Here is a 16,502-nt window from a genome sequence, read left to right as displayed (position 1 = left end):
TCCCGGAGGGGAGGCGGCGCGGCCGTCACCGCGCGCCGGGGTCTCCGGAGGCGGCGCGGCGCAGGTCGAACAGCTCGGACGGGGAGATCGGCATCCTGTCGATCCTGATGCCCTCGGCGTCCTCGACGGCCGAGGCGATCACCGCGGACACCGGGATGACCCCGGCCTCGCCCGCCCCCTTGATCCCCAGGGGGTTGAGCGGGGACGGCGTCTGCAGGTGGGCGGTCTCCACGAGCGGGATCTCGGTGGCGTAGGGCATCAGGAAGTCCATGAACGAGGCGTTCAGCAGCTGGCCGTGCTCGTCGTAGGCCATCCGCTCGTACAGCGCGCCGCCGACGCCCTGGGCGACGCCGCCGTGGATCTGCCCCTCGACGATCATCGGGTTGATCAGGTTGCCGCAGTCGTGCACGACGGCGTACCGCAGGATGCGGATCTCGGCCGTCAGCGGATCGGTCTCGACGATCGCCGCGTGCATGCCGGAGGCGAAGGTCGAGCGGATCGGCGAGTAGTAGTCACGGCCCTCCAGCCCCGGCTCCTCCCCCCGTGCCACCGGCGGCCGGTCCGGGGACGAGGCGCCCGCGAACTGGGTCGCCCGGCCCGCCTCCGCGTCGAAGGCGTAGCGCAGCGGGTTGGACAGCACCGCGACCGTCGCCAGCGGGATGGAGACGCCGGGCGAGCCGACCACCCGCACCTCCCCGTCGACGATCTCCAGATCGCGCGGGTCGGCCTCCAGCGCCCCGGCGGCGATCCGCAGCGCCTTCTCCCTGACCTTGCGGCACGCCAGGGCGATGGCGTTGCCGCTCATCACCGCCGCCCGCGAGGCGAACGTGCCGACCGCGTAGCCGAACCTGCGGGTGTCGCCGGTGACCACGGAGACCCGTTCCAGCGGCACGCCCAGCTCGGACGCGGCGATCTGGGCGAACGCCGTCTCGTGGCCCTGCCCCTGGGAGGTGAGCCCGGTCGAGACGTGCACCCGGCCGTCCGAGGTGACCTGGACGTGGCCGCCCTCGTACGGCCCGACCCCGGTGCCCTCGACGTAGCAGCCCAGGCCGATGCCGATCCTGCGCCCCTCCGCCTCGGCCCTCTCCCGCAGCCCGGCGAAGGAGTCCCAGCCGATGAGCTCCTTGAGCATCCGCAGCGACCGGGGGTAGTCGCCGCTGTCGTAGATCAGCGGGCGCCCGTCCTGGAAGATCAGTCCCTGGTCGTAGGGGAACTCGCCGGGCTGGATGAAGTTGGCCTCGCGCACCGCCGTACGGTCGGCTCCCAGGTGCTCGGCGATGCGGTCCATCGTGCGCTCCATGCAGAAGACCGCCTGCGGGCGGCCCGCCCCCCGGTACGGCGTGACCTGCACGGTGTTGGTGTAGACGGAGGAGAACTCCACCCGGTAGGCGCCGAGCTTGTAGGGGCCGGGCAGCTGGGTCGAGGTGATGATCGGCACGATGATCCCGTACGGCGTGTAGGCGCCGTGGTCGTGCAGGACGGTCACGTCGAGCCCGAGCACCCGCCCCTCGTCGTCGAAGCCGACCCGGACGAACTGCACCTGGGCCCGCTCGTGCGCGGAGGAGACGAAGTGCTCGCGCCGGTCCTCGGTCCACTTCACCTCGCGGCCGAGCAGCATGGCCGCCCACGGGACGAGCACCTCCTCCGGCCACGGATGCACGATCTTGACGCCGAACCCGCCGCCCACGTCGGGGGCGATCACCTCGACCTTGGGCAGCGGCAGGCCGAGCTTGGCGGCGACGGCCATCCGGACGCTGGTGGAGGTCTGGGTGCTGGAGTACACCCGCAGGGACCGGTCGTCGGGGTCCCACCTGGCGTAGACGCCGCGTCCCTCCAGGGGCATGGACGCGCTGCGCTCGATGTCCAGCCGGAAGGACAGCGTGTGCGGCGCCGCCTCGATCGCCTCCCGCGCGCCGAGCCCGGCCGCGGACGGCACCTCCTGCACCAGGTGCGCGCCGACGTTGCCCGGCACGTCGTCGTGGACGAGGTGCGCCGACCGGACGGCCTCCTCGACGCCGACCACCGGCTTGAGGATCTCGTAGTCCACCCGGATGAGCGCGCAGGCGTCCTCGGCGAGGTAGCGGTCGCGGGCGACGACCATCACGACCGGCTCGCCGACGTGCCGGACGACGTCGCGCGCCAGCGGGCGGGCGGTGCGCCCGTGGGTCAGCGCCGGGTGCGGGATGAGCAGCGGCAGCGGTTCGGCGAGCCGGTCGGGCAGGTCCTCCCAGGTGTAGATCGCCGCCAGCCCGTCGACGTCGATCGCGGCCGACACGTCGATGTCGCGGATCCTGGCGTGCGCGTGCGGGGACCTGACGAACGCGACCTCCAGCGCGCCCTCCCCGAGGTCGTCCAGGTAGCGGCCCTGCCCGGTGAGCAGCCGCGGGTCCTCCCTGCGCCGGACCGGCTCTCCGAACAGCTTCGTCGTCATGGCCGCCCCGCTCCCCCGTGTGCCGTGCCGTACGCCCGGTCACGGGACCGGCCGTACGCCCCGCGGCCCGTCACGGCGTGCCCGTTCACGACTCCTCCGCGATGATCTCGGCCGCGCGGTGGACCGACTTGACGATGTTCTGGTATCCCGTGCACCGGCACAGGTTGCCGGAGACGCCCTCCAGCACCTCCTCCTCCGTCGGCGCCGGATTGTCCCGCAGCAGCGCGGTGACCGTGCACAGGAAGCCCGGCGTGCAGAACCCGCACTGCAGCCCGTGACACTCGGCGAAGGCCCGCTGCACGGGCGACAGTCCGCCGCCGGGGGCCGCCAGTCCCTCGACGGTGGTCACGTCGTGGCCGTCGGCGGTGGCCGCGAACATCAGGCAGGACCGGACCGGCTCGCCGTCCAGCAGCACCGTGCAGCACCCGCAGACGCCGTGCTCGCACCCGACGTGCGTGCCGGTCAGCCCGAGGTCGTGCCGCAGGCAGTCCGACAGCAACCGCCTGCCCGGCACCCGGAGCCGCCGCACGACCCCGTTCACGGTCAGGGTGATCGCGATGTCCGTCATCGGCCCGCCGCTCCTCGTCCGTGTCCCCGATGTCCGCCCGGGACCCGCCGCCCGGGTGCCGGCTCACTCATCGGCGGCCTCCCCGGCCGCGTCCCGCAGGGCCCGCTCGGCCAGCACCCCGGTGAGGTGCCGCCGGTAATGGGCCGTCGCGTGGACGTCGTCCTCCGGTTCGACACGATCCCGTACCGCCCGCGCCGCTGAGTCCCAGCCGGCCGAGGCGGGCGGCCGGTGGCCGCAGGCCTCGGTGACGTCGACGACCACCGGGACGGGTCCCGCGCTCACGCACGCCACCCTGGCCTCGACGATCCGCAGGTCGTCGTCGAGGCGGACCAGCGCCGCGACCCCCGCCACCGCGTAGTCGCCGTGCCGCCGGGCCACCTCGTGGAAGGCGGTGCCCGAGCGCGGGGCGAGCGCGGGGAACAGGGCGGAGACGGCCAGCTCGCCCGGCAGGAGCGCCGACTCCAGGGGACCGGTGAAGAAGTCGGCCGCGGGGACGTCCCTGACGGCGCCGGGGCGGGCCAGCCGTACAGAGCCGCCGAGCAGGGCCAGGACGGCGGGCAGCTCCGCGGCGGGGTCGGCGTGCACCAGGCTGCCGACGACGGTGCCCCGGTTGCGGATCGCCGGGTGGGCGACCAGCCCCAGCGCCCTGCGCAGCAGCGGCTGGGCCGCGGCGGCCCGCTCGGAGCGCTCGACCTGGGCGTGCCTGGCCAGTGCCCCGGTCCTGACGCCGCCGGGCTCCACCGCGACGACCGCCAGCTCGGTGAGCCGGTTGATGTCGACGACGTGCCCGGGGGCCGTCAGGCGCATGTTCAGCATCGGGATCAGGCTCTGGCCGCCCGCGAGCACCTTGCCGTGCTCCCCGGCAGCGGCCAGGGTCTCCAGCGCCTCGCCGACCGAGCGCGGGGCGTGGTAGTCGAAGGGGGGCGGCTTCACCCTGACGTCCCCCCGCCCCCCGACGCCCCGGCGGCGGCCTCGACGACGGCCCCGCCGCTCGGGCCTCCGCGCGAGAGCACCCGCAGCAGGTGGTAGCCCCCCACAACCACGATGGTGCCCAGCGCGATGCCCTCCAGTGCGAAGTCGGAGCCGATCATGTGCCTGACCGGGCCGACCGCCAGGATGATGCCGGCGCCGGTGGGGACCATGTTGATCGGGTCGGCGAAGTCGACGCGGTTCTCTATCCAGATCTTCGCGCCGAGCAGGCCGATCATGCCGTAGAGGATCACCGTGATGCCGCCGAGCACGCCGCCGGGGGTCGCCGCGACCAGCGCGCCGAACTTGGGGCACAGGCCGAACAGGATCGCGATGACGGCCGCGATGTAGTAGGCGGCCGTCGAGTAGACCCGCGTCGCCGCCATGACCCCGATGTTCTCGGCGTAGGTGGTGGTCGGGGAGCCGCCGAAGGCGCTGGCGACCGCGGTGGCGAGGCCGTCCCCGGCGATCGCCCGGCCCAGGTAGGGGTCCACGTCGGTCCCGGTCATCTCGCCGACCGCCTTGACGTGGCCCACGTTCTCCGCGATGAGCGCGATCACCGCGGGCAGCACCAGCAGCACGGCGGAGAGCCTGATGTCGGGCAGGTGGGTGTCCGGCCACCCGATCCAGGCGGCGTCCGCCACCCCGGACAGGCTCACCCGCGGGTGGGTGTCGACCTTGGCGGTGACGGCGTTGTAGGCGGTGATGTCCCCGAGGACCCGGTCGGCGACCCAGGACAGCGCGAAGCCGATGACGAGCCCGAGCAGGATGCCGATCCGGCCGGCGAACCCCTTGAACACCACGATGATCACGGCGGTGACGGTCATCGTGATCAGGGCGATCCACTGGTCCTGCGGCCAGTAGACGTCGGCGACCACGTACGCCAGGCCGAACCCGATCAGCATGACGACCGCGCCGGTGACGACCGGCGGGAACACCCGGTTGATGATCCGCACACCGAGGTAGTGGACGGCGACGCCGACCAGCGCGAGCACCAGGCCGACGACGAGGATGGCGCCGGTGACGATCGCGTCGGCCGCGGGCGTGTCACCGCCGTACAGCGCCCTGATGGCGAGCACGCCGCCGACGAAGGAGGCGCTCGTGCCGAGGTAGCTGGGGATCCTCCCGTTCACGATGAGCAGGAACATGATCGTCGCCACGCCGGAGAACATGATGGCGATGTTGGGATCCAGTCCCATGACCAGCGGGAAGACGAACGTCGCGCCGAACATCGCGATGACGTGCTGCGCGCCGAAGCCGACCATGCGCGGCCAGGTCAGCCGCTCGTCCGGTCTGACGACCTCGCCCGGAGCCAGGGTCCTGCCGTCCCCGTGTTTGGTCCACCCTGCAACCATCGAGCCCTGCCTCCCATCGGGCCGTCGGTCGGCGGCCGCCCCGCAGGCACCCTCCGGCGAACTCCCATGCTGTCGTTGCGGGCACCCTAGGCCCGCAGTGCTCCTCCCACACCGTCACGATCTGCCAAACCTGAGCCTCCGGCCGGTGATCGCCTCGCGCGCGGACGGCGGCGGCGTACCGTCGCCGGGCCCGAGGAGCGGCCAAGATCTACGGAGGGTTCCCGGGCCCGGCGGCACCGAAACCCGCCGCCGCACCGGGCTCGCCGACCGCCCGCCCCGGACCGCGGCGTGATCCGCAGCGTGATCCACGACGTGATCCACGACGGGCCCGCGCGCCCTCGATCGGCGGGCGGCCGTTCCCCCGGAGGTCTCCCGGCGGAAGGTCGCGATGCAGTACGGTGAGTGGCGATATCGCGACTTTGAGTGAAGCGCGTCAGTCGGCCCAAGAGAGTAGGCACACCCCCATGCAGGCTTTCACGCTGCCCGACTTCTACATGCCGTACCCCGCCAGGCTCAACCCCCACCTGGAACGTTCCCGCGAGCACAGCGCCGCCTGGGCGCGCGAGATGGGCATGCTCGACGCGCCCAAGCCCGGTGGCGGCGTCGTCTGGGACGAGCCCGCGCTGGCCCGGATGGACTACGCGCTGATGTGCGCCTACACCCACCCCGACTGCGACGGCCCCACCCTGGACCTGATCACCGACTGGTACGTCTGGGTGTTCTTCTTCGACGACCACTTCCTCGAGCACTTCAAGTACTCCCGCGACCTGCCGGGGGCGAAGGCCCACCTCGACCGCCTCGAACTGTTCATGATCGTGCGGGACCAGACGCCGCCGGAACCGGCCAACCCGGCGGAGGCGGGCCTGGCCGACCTGTGGGAGCGCACGGTGCCCGCGATGTCGGACGGGTGGCGGCGGCGCTTCATCACCAGCACGCACAACCTGATGGTCGAGTCGATGTGGGAGCTGGACAACATCGACCGGGGCAGGATCGCCAACCCGATCGAGTACGTGCAGATGCGGCGCAGGGTGGGCGGGGCGCCCTGGTCGGCGAACCTCGTCGAGTACGCCGTCGGCGCGGAGATCCCCGACGGGCTCGCCGGGACGCGGCCGATGCGGGTGCTGTCGGACACCTTCTCCGACGCCGTGCACCTGCGCAACGACCTGTTCTCCTACCAGCGCGAGGTCCAGGAGGAGGGGGAGAACTCCAACGCGGTGCTGGTCTTCGAGCGGTTCTTCGACTGCCCGACGCAGGAGGCGGCCGAGCTCGTCAACAACCTGCTGACCTCCCGGCTGGAGCAGTTCGAGAACACCGCGCTGACCGAGGTCCCGGCCCTGCTGGCCGAGCACGCCGTGCCCGCGCACGAGCAGGCCGGGGTCGGCCTCTACGTCAAGGGCCTGCAGGACTGGCAGTCCGGCGGGCACGAGTGGCACGCCAGGTCGAGCCGTTACATGAACGAGGGCGCCACCGCGAACTCCTGGAGCGTGCCGAGGAGCCCGACCGGCCTGGGCACCTCCGCGATCCGGTCGCTGTCGGCCTCGACGAGGCCGGGCGTGCGGCGCAGGACCCGGCAGCAGTCCCACACGCCGTTCGAGGCGGTGGGCCACCTGCCGCTGCCCGACTTCCACATGCCTTACCGGGCCCGCCTCAGCCCCCACCTGGAGGCCGTGCGGAGCCACTCGGCCGGCTGGGCGCGGCGGATGGGCCTGTTCGACTCGGTGCCCGGGGTCGAGGCGGGCGGGGTGTGGGACGAGCGGCGCTTCCACGTCTTCGACCTCGCGCACTGCGCCTCGATGATCCACGCCGACGGGAGCCTGGAGCAGGTCTGCCTGTCCGCCGACTGGCTGGCCTGGGGGACCTACGGCGACGACTACTTCCCCGTGGTGTTCGGGACGACCCGCGACCTGGTGGCGGCGAAGCTGTGCGACGAACGGCTGAAGGCGTTCATGCCGCTGGACGCCGGGGCGACCCCGGAGCCCGCGAACCCGGTCGAGCGGGGCCTGGCGGACCTGTGGCGGCGCACCGCGGGGCCGATGGAGGTCTCCGCCAGGCGCCTGCTCCGCCTGTCGGTCGAGGAGATGACCTCCAGCTGGCTGTGGGAGCTGGCCAACCAGGCTCAGAACCGTGTCCCCGACCCGGTCGACTACGTCGAGATGCGCCGCAGGACGTTCGGGTCGGACATGACGATGAGCCTGGCCAAGCTCGCGCACTGGGACACGGTGCCCGAGGAGATCCACCGGACCCGGGTCATGCGCGAGCTGGACACCGCGGCCCAGGACTACGCCTGCTTCACCAACGACCTGTTCTCCTACCAGAAGGAGATCCAGTTCGAGGGCGAGCTCCACAACATCGTCCTGGTGGTGGAGAACTTCCTGGACGTGGACCGGACGCGGGCCAGGGACGTCGTGGCCGAGCTGATGACGGCGCGGATGCGGCAGTTCGAGCACCTCGCGGGCGTCGACCTGCCCGCGCTGTTCGACGACCTCGACCTCGACGACCGGGTCCGGGAGATCCTCACCCGCCACGCCGACGGCCTCAAGGACTGGATGGCGGGGATCCTGGAGTGGCACCGCAGGTGCGCGCGCTACACCGAGGCCGAGCTCAGGCGCCACCACCGAATCCCGGAGACGCCCGCGGGCCCGCCGTTCCGGCTCTCCGGGCTCGGCACCTCCGCGGCCAGGGTCACGGCGCCCTCGGGACCGGGCGCCTCCGCGCTCCACGCCACGACGCCTTCCGGACCGGACGGCTCCGCGCGAAGGCCCGTGGCGCCCTCGGGACCGGGCACCTCCGCGCTGAGGCCCGTGGCGCCCTCGGGACGGGGCGGGCTCGGCGACCTCGCCTCCCGGCCGCTCCAGGTGTGACGGTCAGCCGCCGGGGGCGACCACGTGGATCTCGAAGCCGTCCCCGGCCACGACCTGGCCCGCGCGGATCTTGCAGGTCTTGCGGAGCTCGACCCGGCCGTCGACCGTGACGTTGCCCTCGGCGATGAAGTGCTTGGCCTGGCCTCCGGTGTCGGTGACGGCGCAGTACTTCAGCAGGTCGCACAGCGGGATGTAGTCGGTTTCCAGCTCAAAGGTCTCGTTCACGGTCGAGAGTCTAGATGCCGCGCATCCGCAGGACGTGCAGCGCGAGGGTGAGGTTCAGCCGCAGGTGGGCGTCCTCGGTGAAGTTGCCCAGCATCCGCTCCAGCTTGCCGATCCGGTAGCGCAGCGTGTTGTAGTGGAAGTGCAGCCTCCTGGCCGTCTCGGCGACGTTGAGGTTGGTCTCCAGCAGCACCTGCAGCGTGCGGCGCAGGTCGCCGTTCTCGACGTCGGCGTCGGAGGCGAGCGGGCCGAGGGTCTCGCGGACGAAGGCGTGCAGCTCGGCGGTGTCGTTGACCAGGGAGAGCAGCCGGTAGACGCCCAGCTGGTCGAAGTGGGCGACCGCGCCGGGGCCGTGGAGCTGACGGCCGACCCGGGCCGCCTTCAGGGCCTGGCCGTACGCCTCGGGCAGCGCCTCGGCCCCGACGGCGGTACGGCTGGCGCCGGTGGAGAAGGTCGCGGGCAGGCATTCGGCGAAGGCCGCGACGGCGTCCTTGGCCAGGCGGCCGGTGTCGACGGTGGCGTCCACGACGGTGACGACCTCGTGGGAGAAGCCCGCGACCGCGCCGCGCCGGTCGTGGCGCCGCATCGCGCTGGTCCAGCAGGTGACCAGCCGGTCCTGGGCGACGCGCTCGTCGCCCTCCGGGTCGAGCTCGGCCACGAGCACGGTCAGGGGACGTTCCAGGTCCCAGCCGAAGGCCCTGGCTCGGGCGGCGACCCGCTCGGAGCCGCCCGCCCGGCCGGTGAGCACGTCCCGCAGGAAGTCGGCGCGGTACTTGCTCTCGACCGCGTTGACCGCCTCCTGCCGGGTGACCACGAGCGCGGCGACCGTGGCGGCACGTTCCAAGATGCCGATGTCGCTGTCGCCGGTCGCCCCGGCGGGCGTGCAGGCGACGATCCGGCCGTGGTGGTGGCCGCCCGCGACGACGGGGACCGAGGTGTGACGGCCGTCGGGGGTGGCGCGCAGCTCGGCGACCTGCTCGGCCGGTCCGGCCGCGGCCAGCACCTGCCCGGCGCCGTCCAGCACGGCGACGGCCGCCCCGAGCAGCCCGGCGACCTCGGCGGTCACCTCCCGCAGCCCGCCCCCCGCGAGCACGACCTGGACCAGCGCCCGGTGCGCCTCCTCCGCCCTGGCCAGCACGGCGGCCTGCCGGTTGAGGATGTCGGTGAGGACCTGGTTGAGGATGTCGTCGAAGCCGACGTCGTCGGGAAGCTGGATCAGCGGGAAGCCGAGGCGGTCGGCCTGCTCGACCATCTCGTCGGGCAGCCGCTCCAGGTAGCGGCCGAGTTTGATGGCCAGCGCGGCCAGCCCGCGGTCGTTCAGGTCGGTGACGAGCCGGTCGAGCGACTGGGGGGTGTTGCGCAGCGGGTAGCCGGTGGTGAGCAGCAGTTCGTGCGGTTTCACCCAGGCCAGGATGTCGGGGACCTCCATCACGTTGAGCCGCTGCACGATCCGGCCGAGACCGCGCCCTCCCGCGATCAGCCGGGCTCCGGTCAGCGTCGAGACGCCGAGGACCTCCCCGACGGCGACGCCGTGTGTGATGGTGCCGGTGCTCGCCAGACGTACGGGAGGTTCCATGAAGTGATTGTGACCGATCGGAGCGTCTGTCAGGAAGAGCCAACCTTTGGGCTGACTGTTGGCATCTTTCTCCGTACGGAGAGGATCGGCGGGCGTTCTACGGTCGGCTCAGTGGATTGGGGGCGCCCGTGAGCGAGCACGGTGGCCGCACCTGCGGGAACGACACGGGCGGAGCGCCGGTGACGGCCTCGGCGGCGGGGCCGTCGACGGCGTCGGCGGCGATGACTGTGACAGGACCGGCGGCTGCGCCGGCGAGGGGGGTCTCATGACCGTTGGAACGCGCCCGAGGGCCCGGCGGGTCCAGGCGGGAGGGGCGGGGCAGGGGGACCGTCGCGAGCACGTGCGGGCGCACTCGACCGGCGCCGCCAGCACGGCCCTGCGCCGGGTGCTGGAGTCGCCCCGCCGTCCCGCGCGGGTGCTGGCCGCCTTCCCCGTCGGGATCTACCTGGAGATCCGCACCGAGCTCGAACCTCAGGTGATCGCGGTGGTGACCGGCGACGCCGTCCGGCTGCCCAACGCGATGGTGATCAACGACCCGATGCCGAAGGTCTCCGTCGGGGACGAGGCCTGCGTCGGCGACGGCGCCATCGAGATCGGCGGTCTCGGGCTGCGGGCACACCGCTGGTGGGACCCGGCCCCGCCGCTCGGGCGGGTGGATCCGGCGCGGCTGGCCTCCTGGCTGCCCGTGATGACCGAGCTGTGCGGCCGCTCGCCCAGGCGCCCGGGGCTGGAGGGGAACGCCGCCGCCGAGTTGCTCGCCGAGGGATGCGCGCGGGGCTCGCTGCTGCTGGGCGTCACGGCCGCCGAGCAGCTCGTCGGCCTGGGACCCGGCCTCACGCCCAGCGGCGACGACATGCTCTCCGGGCTGCTGCTCGCGCTGCGTCATCTCGGCACGGCGGCGGGTGCGGGCCGGGCCGTCTGGCTGGCCGACTGGCTGGCGGCCGCGGTGACCTTCGACGCCCGGTGCAGGACCACGCCCATCTCCGCGACACTGCTGCACTGCGCCGCCAGGGGCGAGGCCAGCGGCGAGGTACTGGCCGTACTGCGGAGCCTGACCGGGCGGCAGTCGCCCGAGCCCGCGCTGCACCGGCTGCTCCAGGTCGGCCACACCTCGGGGGCCGACCTGGCCTGGGGGGTGCGCGCCGGTCTGGCCGCCGTCGTCGAGCTGGGGAGCCGGGAACGGTGAGCGCCGATCTGGTCAGGGTGCGCGCCGGGGTCTACCACGACTCCGTCAGCCTGATGCGGGTCAGCCAGGCGGTCACCGGGCTGCCCGGCGTCGAGGTCGCGGTGGTGGCGATGGCCACCGACCTCAACCGGGGCATCGCCGCCGAGCTGGGCTTCGAGCTCCCCGGGGCGGGACAGGGCGACCTGTTGATCGCGCTGCGCGGTAGCGGGCCCGCCGAGCTGGAGGAGGCGGCCGCGGAGCTGGAGCGGCTGCTGGCGGGGCTGGCCGTGCGGACGAGCGGCGGGGCGGCGGGCGCGGCCGCCGGGTCCCCGCCGCGCACGGTGCGCGCCGCCGCCCGCCACGGGACCGGCGCCGCCGCCGCGCTGGCCCTCGTCTCGGTGCCGGGGCCGTACGCGTTCGCCGAGGCGATGGACGCGATCGAGGCCGGACTGTCGGTGATGATCTTCAGTGACAACGTCCCCGTCGAGCAGGAGGTGCTGCTCAAAAGGCGCGCCGGGGAGCTGGGCGTGCTGGTCATGGGGCCCGACTGCGGCACCGCCGTGATCGGCGGCGCGGGCCTCGGCTTCTCGAACGTGCTGCGCCCCGGCCCGGTCGGGGTCGTGGCCGCGTCGGGGACCGGCGCCCAGCAGGTGACCTGCCTGCTGGATCTGGCGGGCGTGGGGGTCAGCCACGTGCTGGGCGTGGGCGGCAGGGACCTGTCGGCGGACGTCGGCGGGCTGTCCACGCTCCGCGCCCTGCGGGCGCTGGACGCCGACCCCGCGACCGAGCTGATCGTCCTGATCTCCAAGCCCCCCGCCCCCGAGGTCGAGGACACCGTACGGCGGGCCGTCGGAGAGCTCGCGACCCCGGTGGTGACCGCGTTGCTGGGCCCGGGGCGCGACGACCTGACCACCGCGACCGAGACCGTCCTGCGCGTGCTCGGCGTCCCGGTCCCCGCCTGGCGCTCGTGGCCCGCGGACGGCACGGCGGACGGCACGGTGGACAGCACGGCGGACGGCACGGTGGACAGCACGGCGGACGGCACGGTGGACAGCACGGCGGACGGCACGACCGGTGCGGACGGCGGGGAGGCGTCCCCCGGAGCCCTCCGGGGCGGGAGGCTGTGGGGCGTCTACTCCGGGGGAACGCTGTGCGCCGAGGCCCGGCTGGTCGCCGGGACCGGGGAGTTCGTCGACTTCGGCGACGACGCCTACACCCGGGGCAGGGCCCACCCGATGATCGATTCCTCCCTCAGGCTGGAGGCCGTGGCGCGGGTGCCGTCCGGCGACGTCGCACTGCTCGACGTGGTCCTCGGGCACGCCGCCGATCCCGACCCGGCGGCCGGGCTCGCCCCCGCGATCGCCGCGGCCGTCGCCAGGGGCGTGCGGGTGGTGGTCGCGCTGGTCGGCTCGGCGGGCGACCCCCAGGGGCTGGAGGCCCAGGCCGAGGCGCTGCGGGCGGCGGGGGCGGCGGTCTTCTCCTCGAACGCCCGGGCGGCGGGGCACGCGGCCGGCGTCCTGGCGGGTGCCCGATGACCCGGCGGTCACGCCGTACCGGCGCCCGGGGGACTCCCCGCCCTCCGGCGGCCGGGTGCCGCCCCTCTCCCGGCGGGAACCGACTCCCCGGGAGGAACCGATGCTCCGGGAGGGACCGATGACGCTGCCCATGCTCTCCGGGGAACCCCGGGTGATCACGGTGGGGGCCGAGGTGCTCGGCGAGGCGCTGGACGCGCAGGCCGTGCCCAGGACCGGGGTCGACTGGCGTCCGCCGATGCCCGGCACCGCGGACGATCTGGCGCGGGTGCTGGCCGATCCGCGCAGGGCCGCCGCCAACGACAGGGCCGTCGGCCGCCTGGTGTCCGCCAGGCCCCGGCTCGTCGGGGTGCGGCGGGCCGGTGAGGCCCTGGACCTGCCGGTCGGTTCGTTCCTGCACGCCGGGCCGCCGATCGGCTGGGAGCGTGCCTCGGGCCCGATGCGGGGCGCGCTCATCGGGGCGGTGCTGTTCGAGGGGCTGGCCTCCGACGCCGAGGAGGCCGAGCGACTGCTCGCCGGGGGGCGGGCCCGCCTCGAACCCTGCCACGGCCGCCGGACGGTCGGGCCGATGGCCGGCGTGGTCAGCCCGTCGATGTGGATGTTCGAGGTGCGTGACGCCGAGCACGGCGGCACCGCCTACTGCTCGCTCAACGAGGGGCTGGGCAAGGTGCTGCGCTACGGCGCCTACGGCCCCGAGGTGCTGCGGCGGCTGCACTGGATGGACGAGGTGCTCGGCCCGGTGCTGCGGGATGCCCTGGAGCGGACCGGGCCGCTGGACCTCAGGGCGCTGATCGCGCAGGCCCTGCAGATGGGCGACGAGCTGCACAACCGCAACCGCGCCGCGACCTCGCTGCTGGTGCGGGAACTGGCCCCGGGGATCGTGGACGCCTCCCCCGCCCACGCGGCCGAGGTGCTGCGCTTCGTCAACGGCAACGACCACTTCTTCCTCAACGCGGGCATGGCGGCGTGCAAGGTGAGCGCGGACGCGGCCAGGGACGTCCCCGGCTCGACGATGGTCGTCGCGATGGCCCGCAACGGCACGGACTTCGGCGTGCAGGTCTCCGGTCTCGGCGACCGCTGGTTCACCGGCCCCGCGGGGGTGCCGGACGGCCTCTATCTCGGCGCGTACGGCCCGGCCGACGCCAACCCCGACATCGGCGACTCCACGATCACGGAGACGGCGGGCCTGGGCGGTTTCGCGATGGCGGCGGCCCCGGCGATCGTCCGGTTCGTCGGCGGCGACGTGTCGGCGGCCACGGCGGCCACCCGCGCCATGTACGAGATCACCCTCACCGAGCACCCCGCCTACCAGATTCCCGGCCTCGGTTTCCGGGGCACCCCCGTCGGCGTCGATGTGACGCTGGTCGCCAGGACGGGCCTGCTGCCGACCGTCAACACCGGCATCGCCGGCCGGGTCGCGGGCACCGGACAGGTCGGCGCGGGCCTGGTGAGCCCGCCCGCGTCCGCGTTCACCGCCGCCCTGTCCGCGCTCGCCGAGGCGGCACCCCACTCCGGGCCCCACTCCGGCGCCCCCTGAACTTCCGTTGCCCGACGCAGTCCCGATATGGTGTCCAGCCTTGCGCATAAGGTTGGTATCGGGACGGGGAGTGATGACCGATCGCTTGCTCGGCACACTCCCCACGGGTTCGGAGGGCGGGACCATCGGCACGACCGGGTCGCAGGAGCAGAGCAGGCTGGTCGGCAGGCGTTACCGCCTGATCTCGCCGGTCGGCCGGGGCGGCATGGGCATGGTGTGGCACGCCCACGACGTCCTGCTCGACCGTGACGTCGCGGTCAAGGAGTTGATCCTCCCGCCGGGGCTCGACGACGAGGGGACCCGGGCGGCGCACCGGCGCATGATGCGCGAGGCCCGTTCCGCGGCGCGGCTCAGCCACCCGGGCATCATCACCGTCCACGACGTCGTCGAGGAGGACGGCCGTCCCTGGATCGTGATGGAGCTGGTCCGCGCCTGGTCCCTGGAGCAGGCCGTACGGCGCAACGGGCCGCTGCCGGTCGTGGAGGCCGCCGAGATCGGCGTCCGGATGCTCGACGCGCTGTGCCACGCGCACGCCGCCGGGGTGCTGCACCGCGACGTCAAGCCGGGCAACGTGCTGCTCACCTCGGACCGGGTGGTGCTCACCGACTTCGGCATCGCCGCGATAGAGGGTGACGTCTCGATCACCCAGACCGGCCTGCTGCTGGGCTCGCCCGCCTACATCCCGCCGGAGCGGCTGGCCGGGCAGCCGATCACGTACGCCGCCGACCTGTGGTCCTTCGGCGCGACGCTGTACGCGGCGGTGGAGGGGCGGCCGCCGTACGAGGGGCCGGACACGGTGGCCGTGCTCGGCGCGATCCTCACCCAGGAGCCCAACCGGCCGCAGCGGGCCGGAGCGCTGATCGCCGTCATCGAGGGCCTGCTCCGCAGGAACCCGGCCGACCGGATGAGCGCGGCGCAGGTGTCGGATCTGCTGGACCGGGTGCTGCGCAGCCACGGCTCGGCCAGTTCGAGCCGGGCGGGCGCCGCGCGGGTCCTCCCCCCGGCGACGGTTCCCGGCGATCTCGTGCCGGCGGACCTCCTCGCGCCTCCGGATCCGCTGGGACCGACGCCCTCGCGGATCATCGAGACCCCCTCGGGACCCGTACGGGTGCCCTACGACGCGCCGGGCTCCTCCGGCCCGCAGCGGACGGACCCGGCCGCGCGGCGACGGTCCGGTGTGGACACGGCGCCCGCGGCGGACGGCTCCCCCGGCGCGCGAGGCGGCCACCGGCGCGGCTACGAGGCGCTGCGCAGCCCGGCCGCCGAGCTCGGGCGGCAGTCCCCCGAATGGCCCGGAGAACCCTCCGGCCCTCCCGGCGTCACCGCGACGGCGGGCGTCGTCGGCGCGTCGTGGAACGAGCCACCGGCCTCCCTCGGCGCTCCCGGTGCCCCCGGTTTCGCCGGGGCGGTGCCGGACGACGGCGCCCCGCGAGCCGGACACGACGCGGCGCGGGGCTCCGGGCCCTCCTCCGGAGCCCCGGCGAGGACGGGCCGGGCGGGCAGCCGCAGAAGCTCGCGCCGCAGGGCGGGCGGCGACGGGCGCTGGACGCGTGACGGCCGCCCCACCCCGCTCCTGCTCCTGGTCTGCGTGGCCGCCCTGCTGGCCGTGGTGGCGGCCGTGCTCCTCGCGCTGTGGCCCTCCGGCGCTCCGGGGGTCTCGGCGGCCTCCTCCCCCGCCGGCTCCACGCCCACCGGTCCGGCCTCACCCATGCCCTCGCCCTCACGCGGTGAGGTCCCGGACGGCTACCGGACGCTCAGCGGCGGGCACGTCTCCGGCGCGCTGCCCAAGGGCTGGACGGTGCGGACGGGTGACGGCACGGCCGTGACGTTCTCCGGGCCGAAGAACAGCGGGCAGAGCATCCTCGTCACCGAGACCCCGGTCGCCGACCCGGTGACCGCGCTCGGCCAGGCCGGCAGGGACGGTCTGGACGAGTACACCGAGATAGGCGTGACCCCCGTGCGGTTCGGCCCGTGGCGGGCCGCCGACTGGGAGTACACCTACGTCCAGCCGACGGGCGTTCCCATGCACGGGCTGACCCGTTACGTCGCGGTCGACGGCCGCAGCGCCTACCTGATCGCGTTCCGGGCGCAGGACCTGGAGTGGGAGAAGAGCGCCGAGTTGCTGCAGACCTTTTTCAATACCTTCTTACCGGTCGAATGACTTCTGTCGGCACCTGACCTCACATAAAGCCACAAGCGATGACAAAATTCGCCTGTGACCGCAATCCCCTCAAATTCCACCATTTCCCATGAAAAAACAGGGGAAATAGCCAAACTTCAACGGCG

Annotated in this window: 11 protein-coding genes; 5 read left to right on the top strand and 6 right to left on the bottom strand. The window is 73.7% G+C overall.

All coding sequences use genetic code 11. The features are described from left to right. Window positions 1-25 precede the first annotated feature (25 nt). From cutA to AB0N02_RS07420, 4 genes are all read right to left on the bottom strand, one after another. Entirely contained in the window at window positions 26-2,431 is a 2,406-nt protein-coding gene (gene cutA / locus AB0N02_RS07435) for an aerobic carbon-monoxide dehydrogenase large subunit (protein ID WP_363943680.1), read from the bottom strand. Between the two features lie 85 nt (window positions 2,432-2,516). Further along, window positions 2,517-2,999 (bottom strand): (2Fe-2S)-binding protein, encoded by a 483-nt coding sequence (locus AB0N02_RS07430; protein ID WP_363943678.1) that lies wholly within the window; start codon window positions 2,997-2,999, stop codon window positions 2,517-2,519. Between the two features lie 63 nt (window positions 3,000-3,062). Then, a complete protein-coding gene (locus tag AB0N02_RS07425) occupies window positions 3,063-3,932 on the bottom strand; it encodes a xanthine dehydrogenase family protein subunit M (RefSeq protein WP_363943676.1) in 870 nt (289 codons plus the stop codon). Continuing rightward, window positions 3,929-5,323 carry a solute carrier family 23 protein gene (locus AB0N02_RS07420; protein ID WP_363943674.1) on the bottom strand — a complete coding sequence of 465 codons (1,395 nt, stop codon included), beginning with the start codon at window positions 5,321-5,323 and terminating at the stop codon, window positions 3,929-3,931. Before AB0N02_RS07420 ends, AB0N02_RS07425 begins: the two co-directional genes overlap by 4 nt. 464 nt (window positions 5,324-5,787) lie before the next feature. On the opposite strand from AB0N02_RS07420, the gene AB0N02_RS07415 reads away from it, so the two are divergent. Continuing rightward, on the top strand, window positions 5,788-8,184 hold the full coding sequence (locus AB0N02_RS07415) for a germacradienol/geosmin synthase (RefSeq protein WP_363943673.1): 2,397 nt from the start codon (window positions 5,788-5,790) through the stop codon (window positions 8,182-8,184). Between the two features lie 3 nt (window positions 8,185-8,187). On the opposite strand, the gene AB0N02_RS07410 is transcribed toward AB0N02_RS07415, so the two are convergent. Together AB0N02_RS07410 and AB0N02_RS07405 are read right to left on the bottom strand one after the other, a co-directional pair. After that, entirely contained in the window at window positions 8,188-8,409 is a 222-nt protein-coding gene (locus AB0N02_RS07410; RefSeq protein WP_363943671.1) for an RNA-binding S4 domain-containing protein, read from the bottom strand. Between the two features lie 10 nt (window positions 8,410-8,419). Further along, entirely contained in the window at window positions 8,420-9,982 is a 1,563-nt protein-coding gene (locus AB0N02_RS07405; RefSeq protein WP_363943670.1) for a PucR family transcriptional regulator ligand-binding domain-containing protein, read from the bottom strand. Window positions 9,983-10,247: 265 nt separating this feature from the next. Here AB0N02_RS07405 and AB0N02_RS07400 point away from each other — a divergent pair, with 265 nt between their 5' ends. The 4 genes from AB0N02_RS07400 (at window position 10,248) to AB0N02_RS07385 (ending at window position 16,377) form a co-directional block, all read left to right on the top strand. After that, the gene (locus AB0N02_RS07400) at window positions 10,248-11,168 is read left to right on the top strand and encodes a DUF2877 domain-containing protein (RefSeq protein ID WP_363943669.1); all 921 of its coding nucleotides are present in this window, start codon (window positions 10,248-10,250) and stop codon (window positions 11,166-11,168) included. Beyond that, window positions 11,165-12,682, top strand: a complete 1,518-nt coding sequence (locus AB0N02_RS07395) for an FdrA family protein (RefSeq protein ID WP_363943667.1) — start codon at window positions 11,165-11,167, stop codon at window positions 12,680-12,682. The genes AB0N02_RS07400 and AB0N02_RS07395 overlap by 4 nt, the downstream gene beginning before the upstream one ends. Window positions 12,683-12,800: 118 nt before the next feature. Beyond that, on the top strand, window positions 12,801-14,216 hold the full coding sequence (locus AB0N02_RS07390) for a DUF1116 domain-containing protein (protein ID WP_363943666.1): 1,416 nt from the start codon (window positions 12,801-12,803) through the stop codon (window positions 14,214-14,216). 73 nt (window positions 14,217-14,289) lie between these two features. Then, a complete protein-coding gene (locus AB0N02_RS07385; protein WP_363943664.1) occupies window positions 14,290-16,377 on the top strand; it encodes a protein kinase in 2,088 nt (695 codons plus the stop codon). Window positions 16,378-16,502 lie beyond the last annotated feature (125 nt).

It is taken from the genome of Streptosporangium sp. NPDC051022 (assembly GCF_040683035.1).
GTDB lineage: Bacteria > Actinomycetota > Actinomycetes > Streptosporangiales > Streptosporangiaceae > Streptosporangium.
The sequence above is the reverse complement of the archived record's forward strand: the minus strand, read 5'-3'. Positions and strand labels throughout refer to the sequence as shown.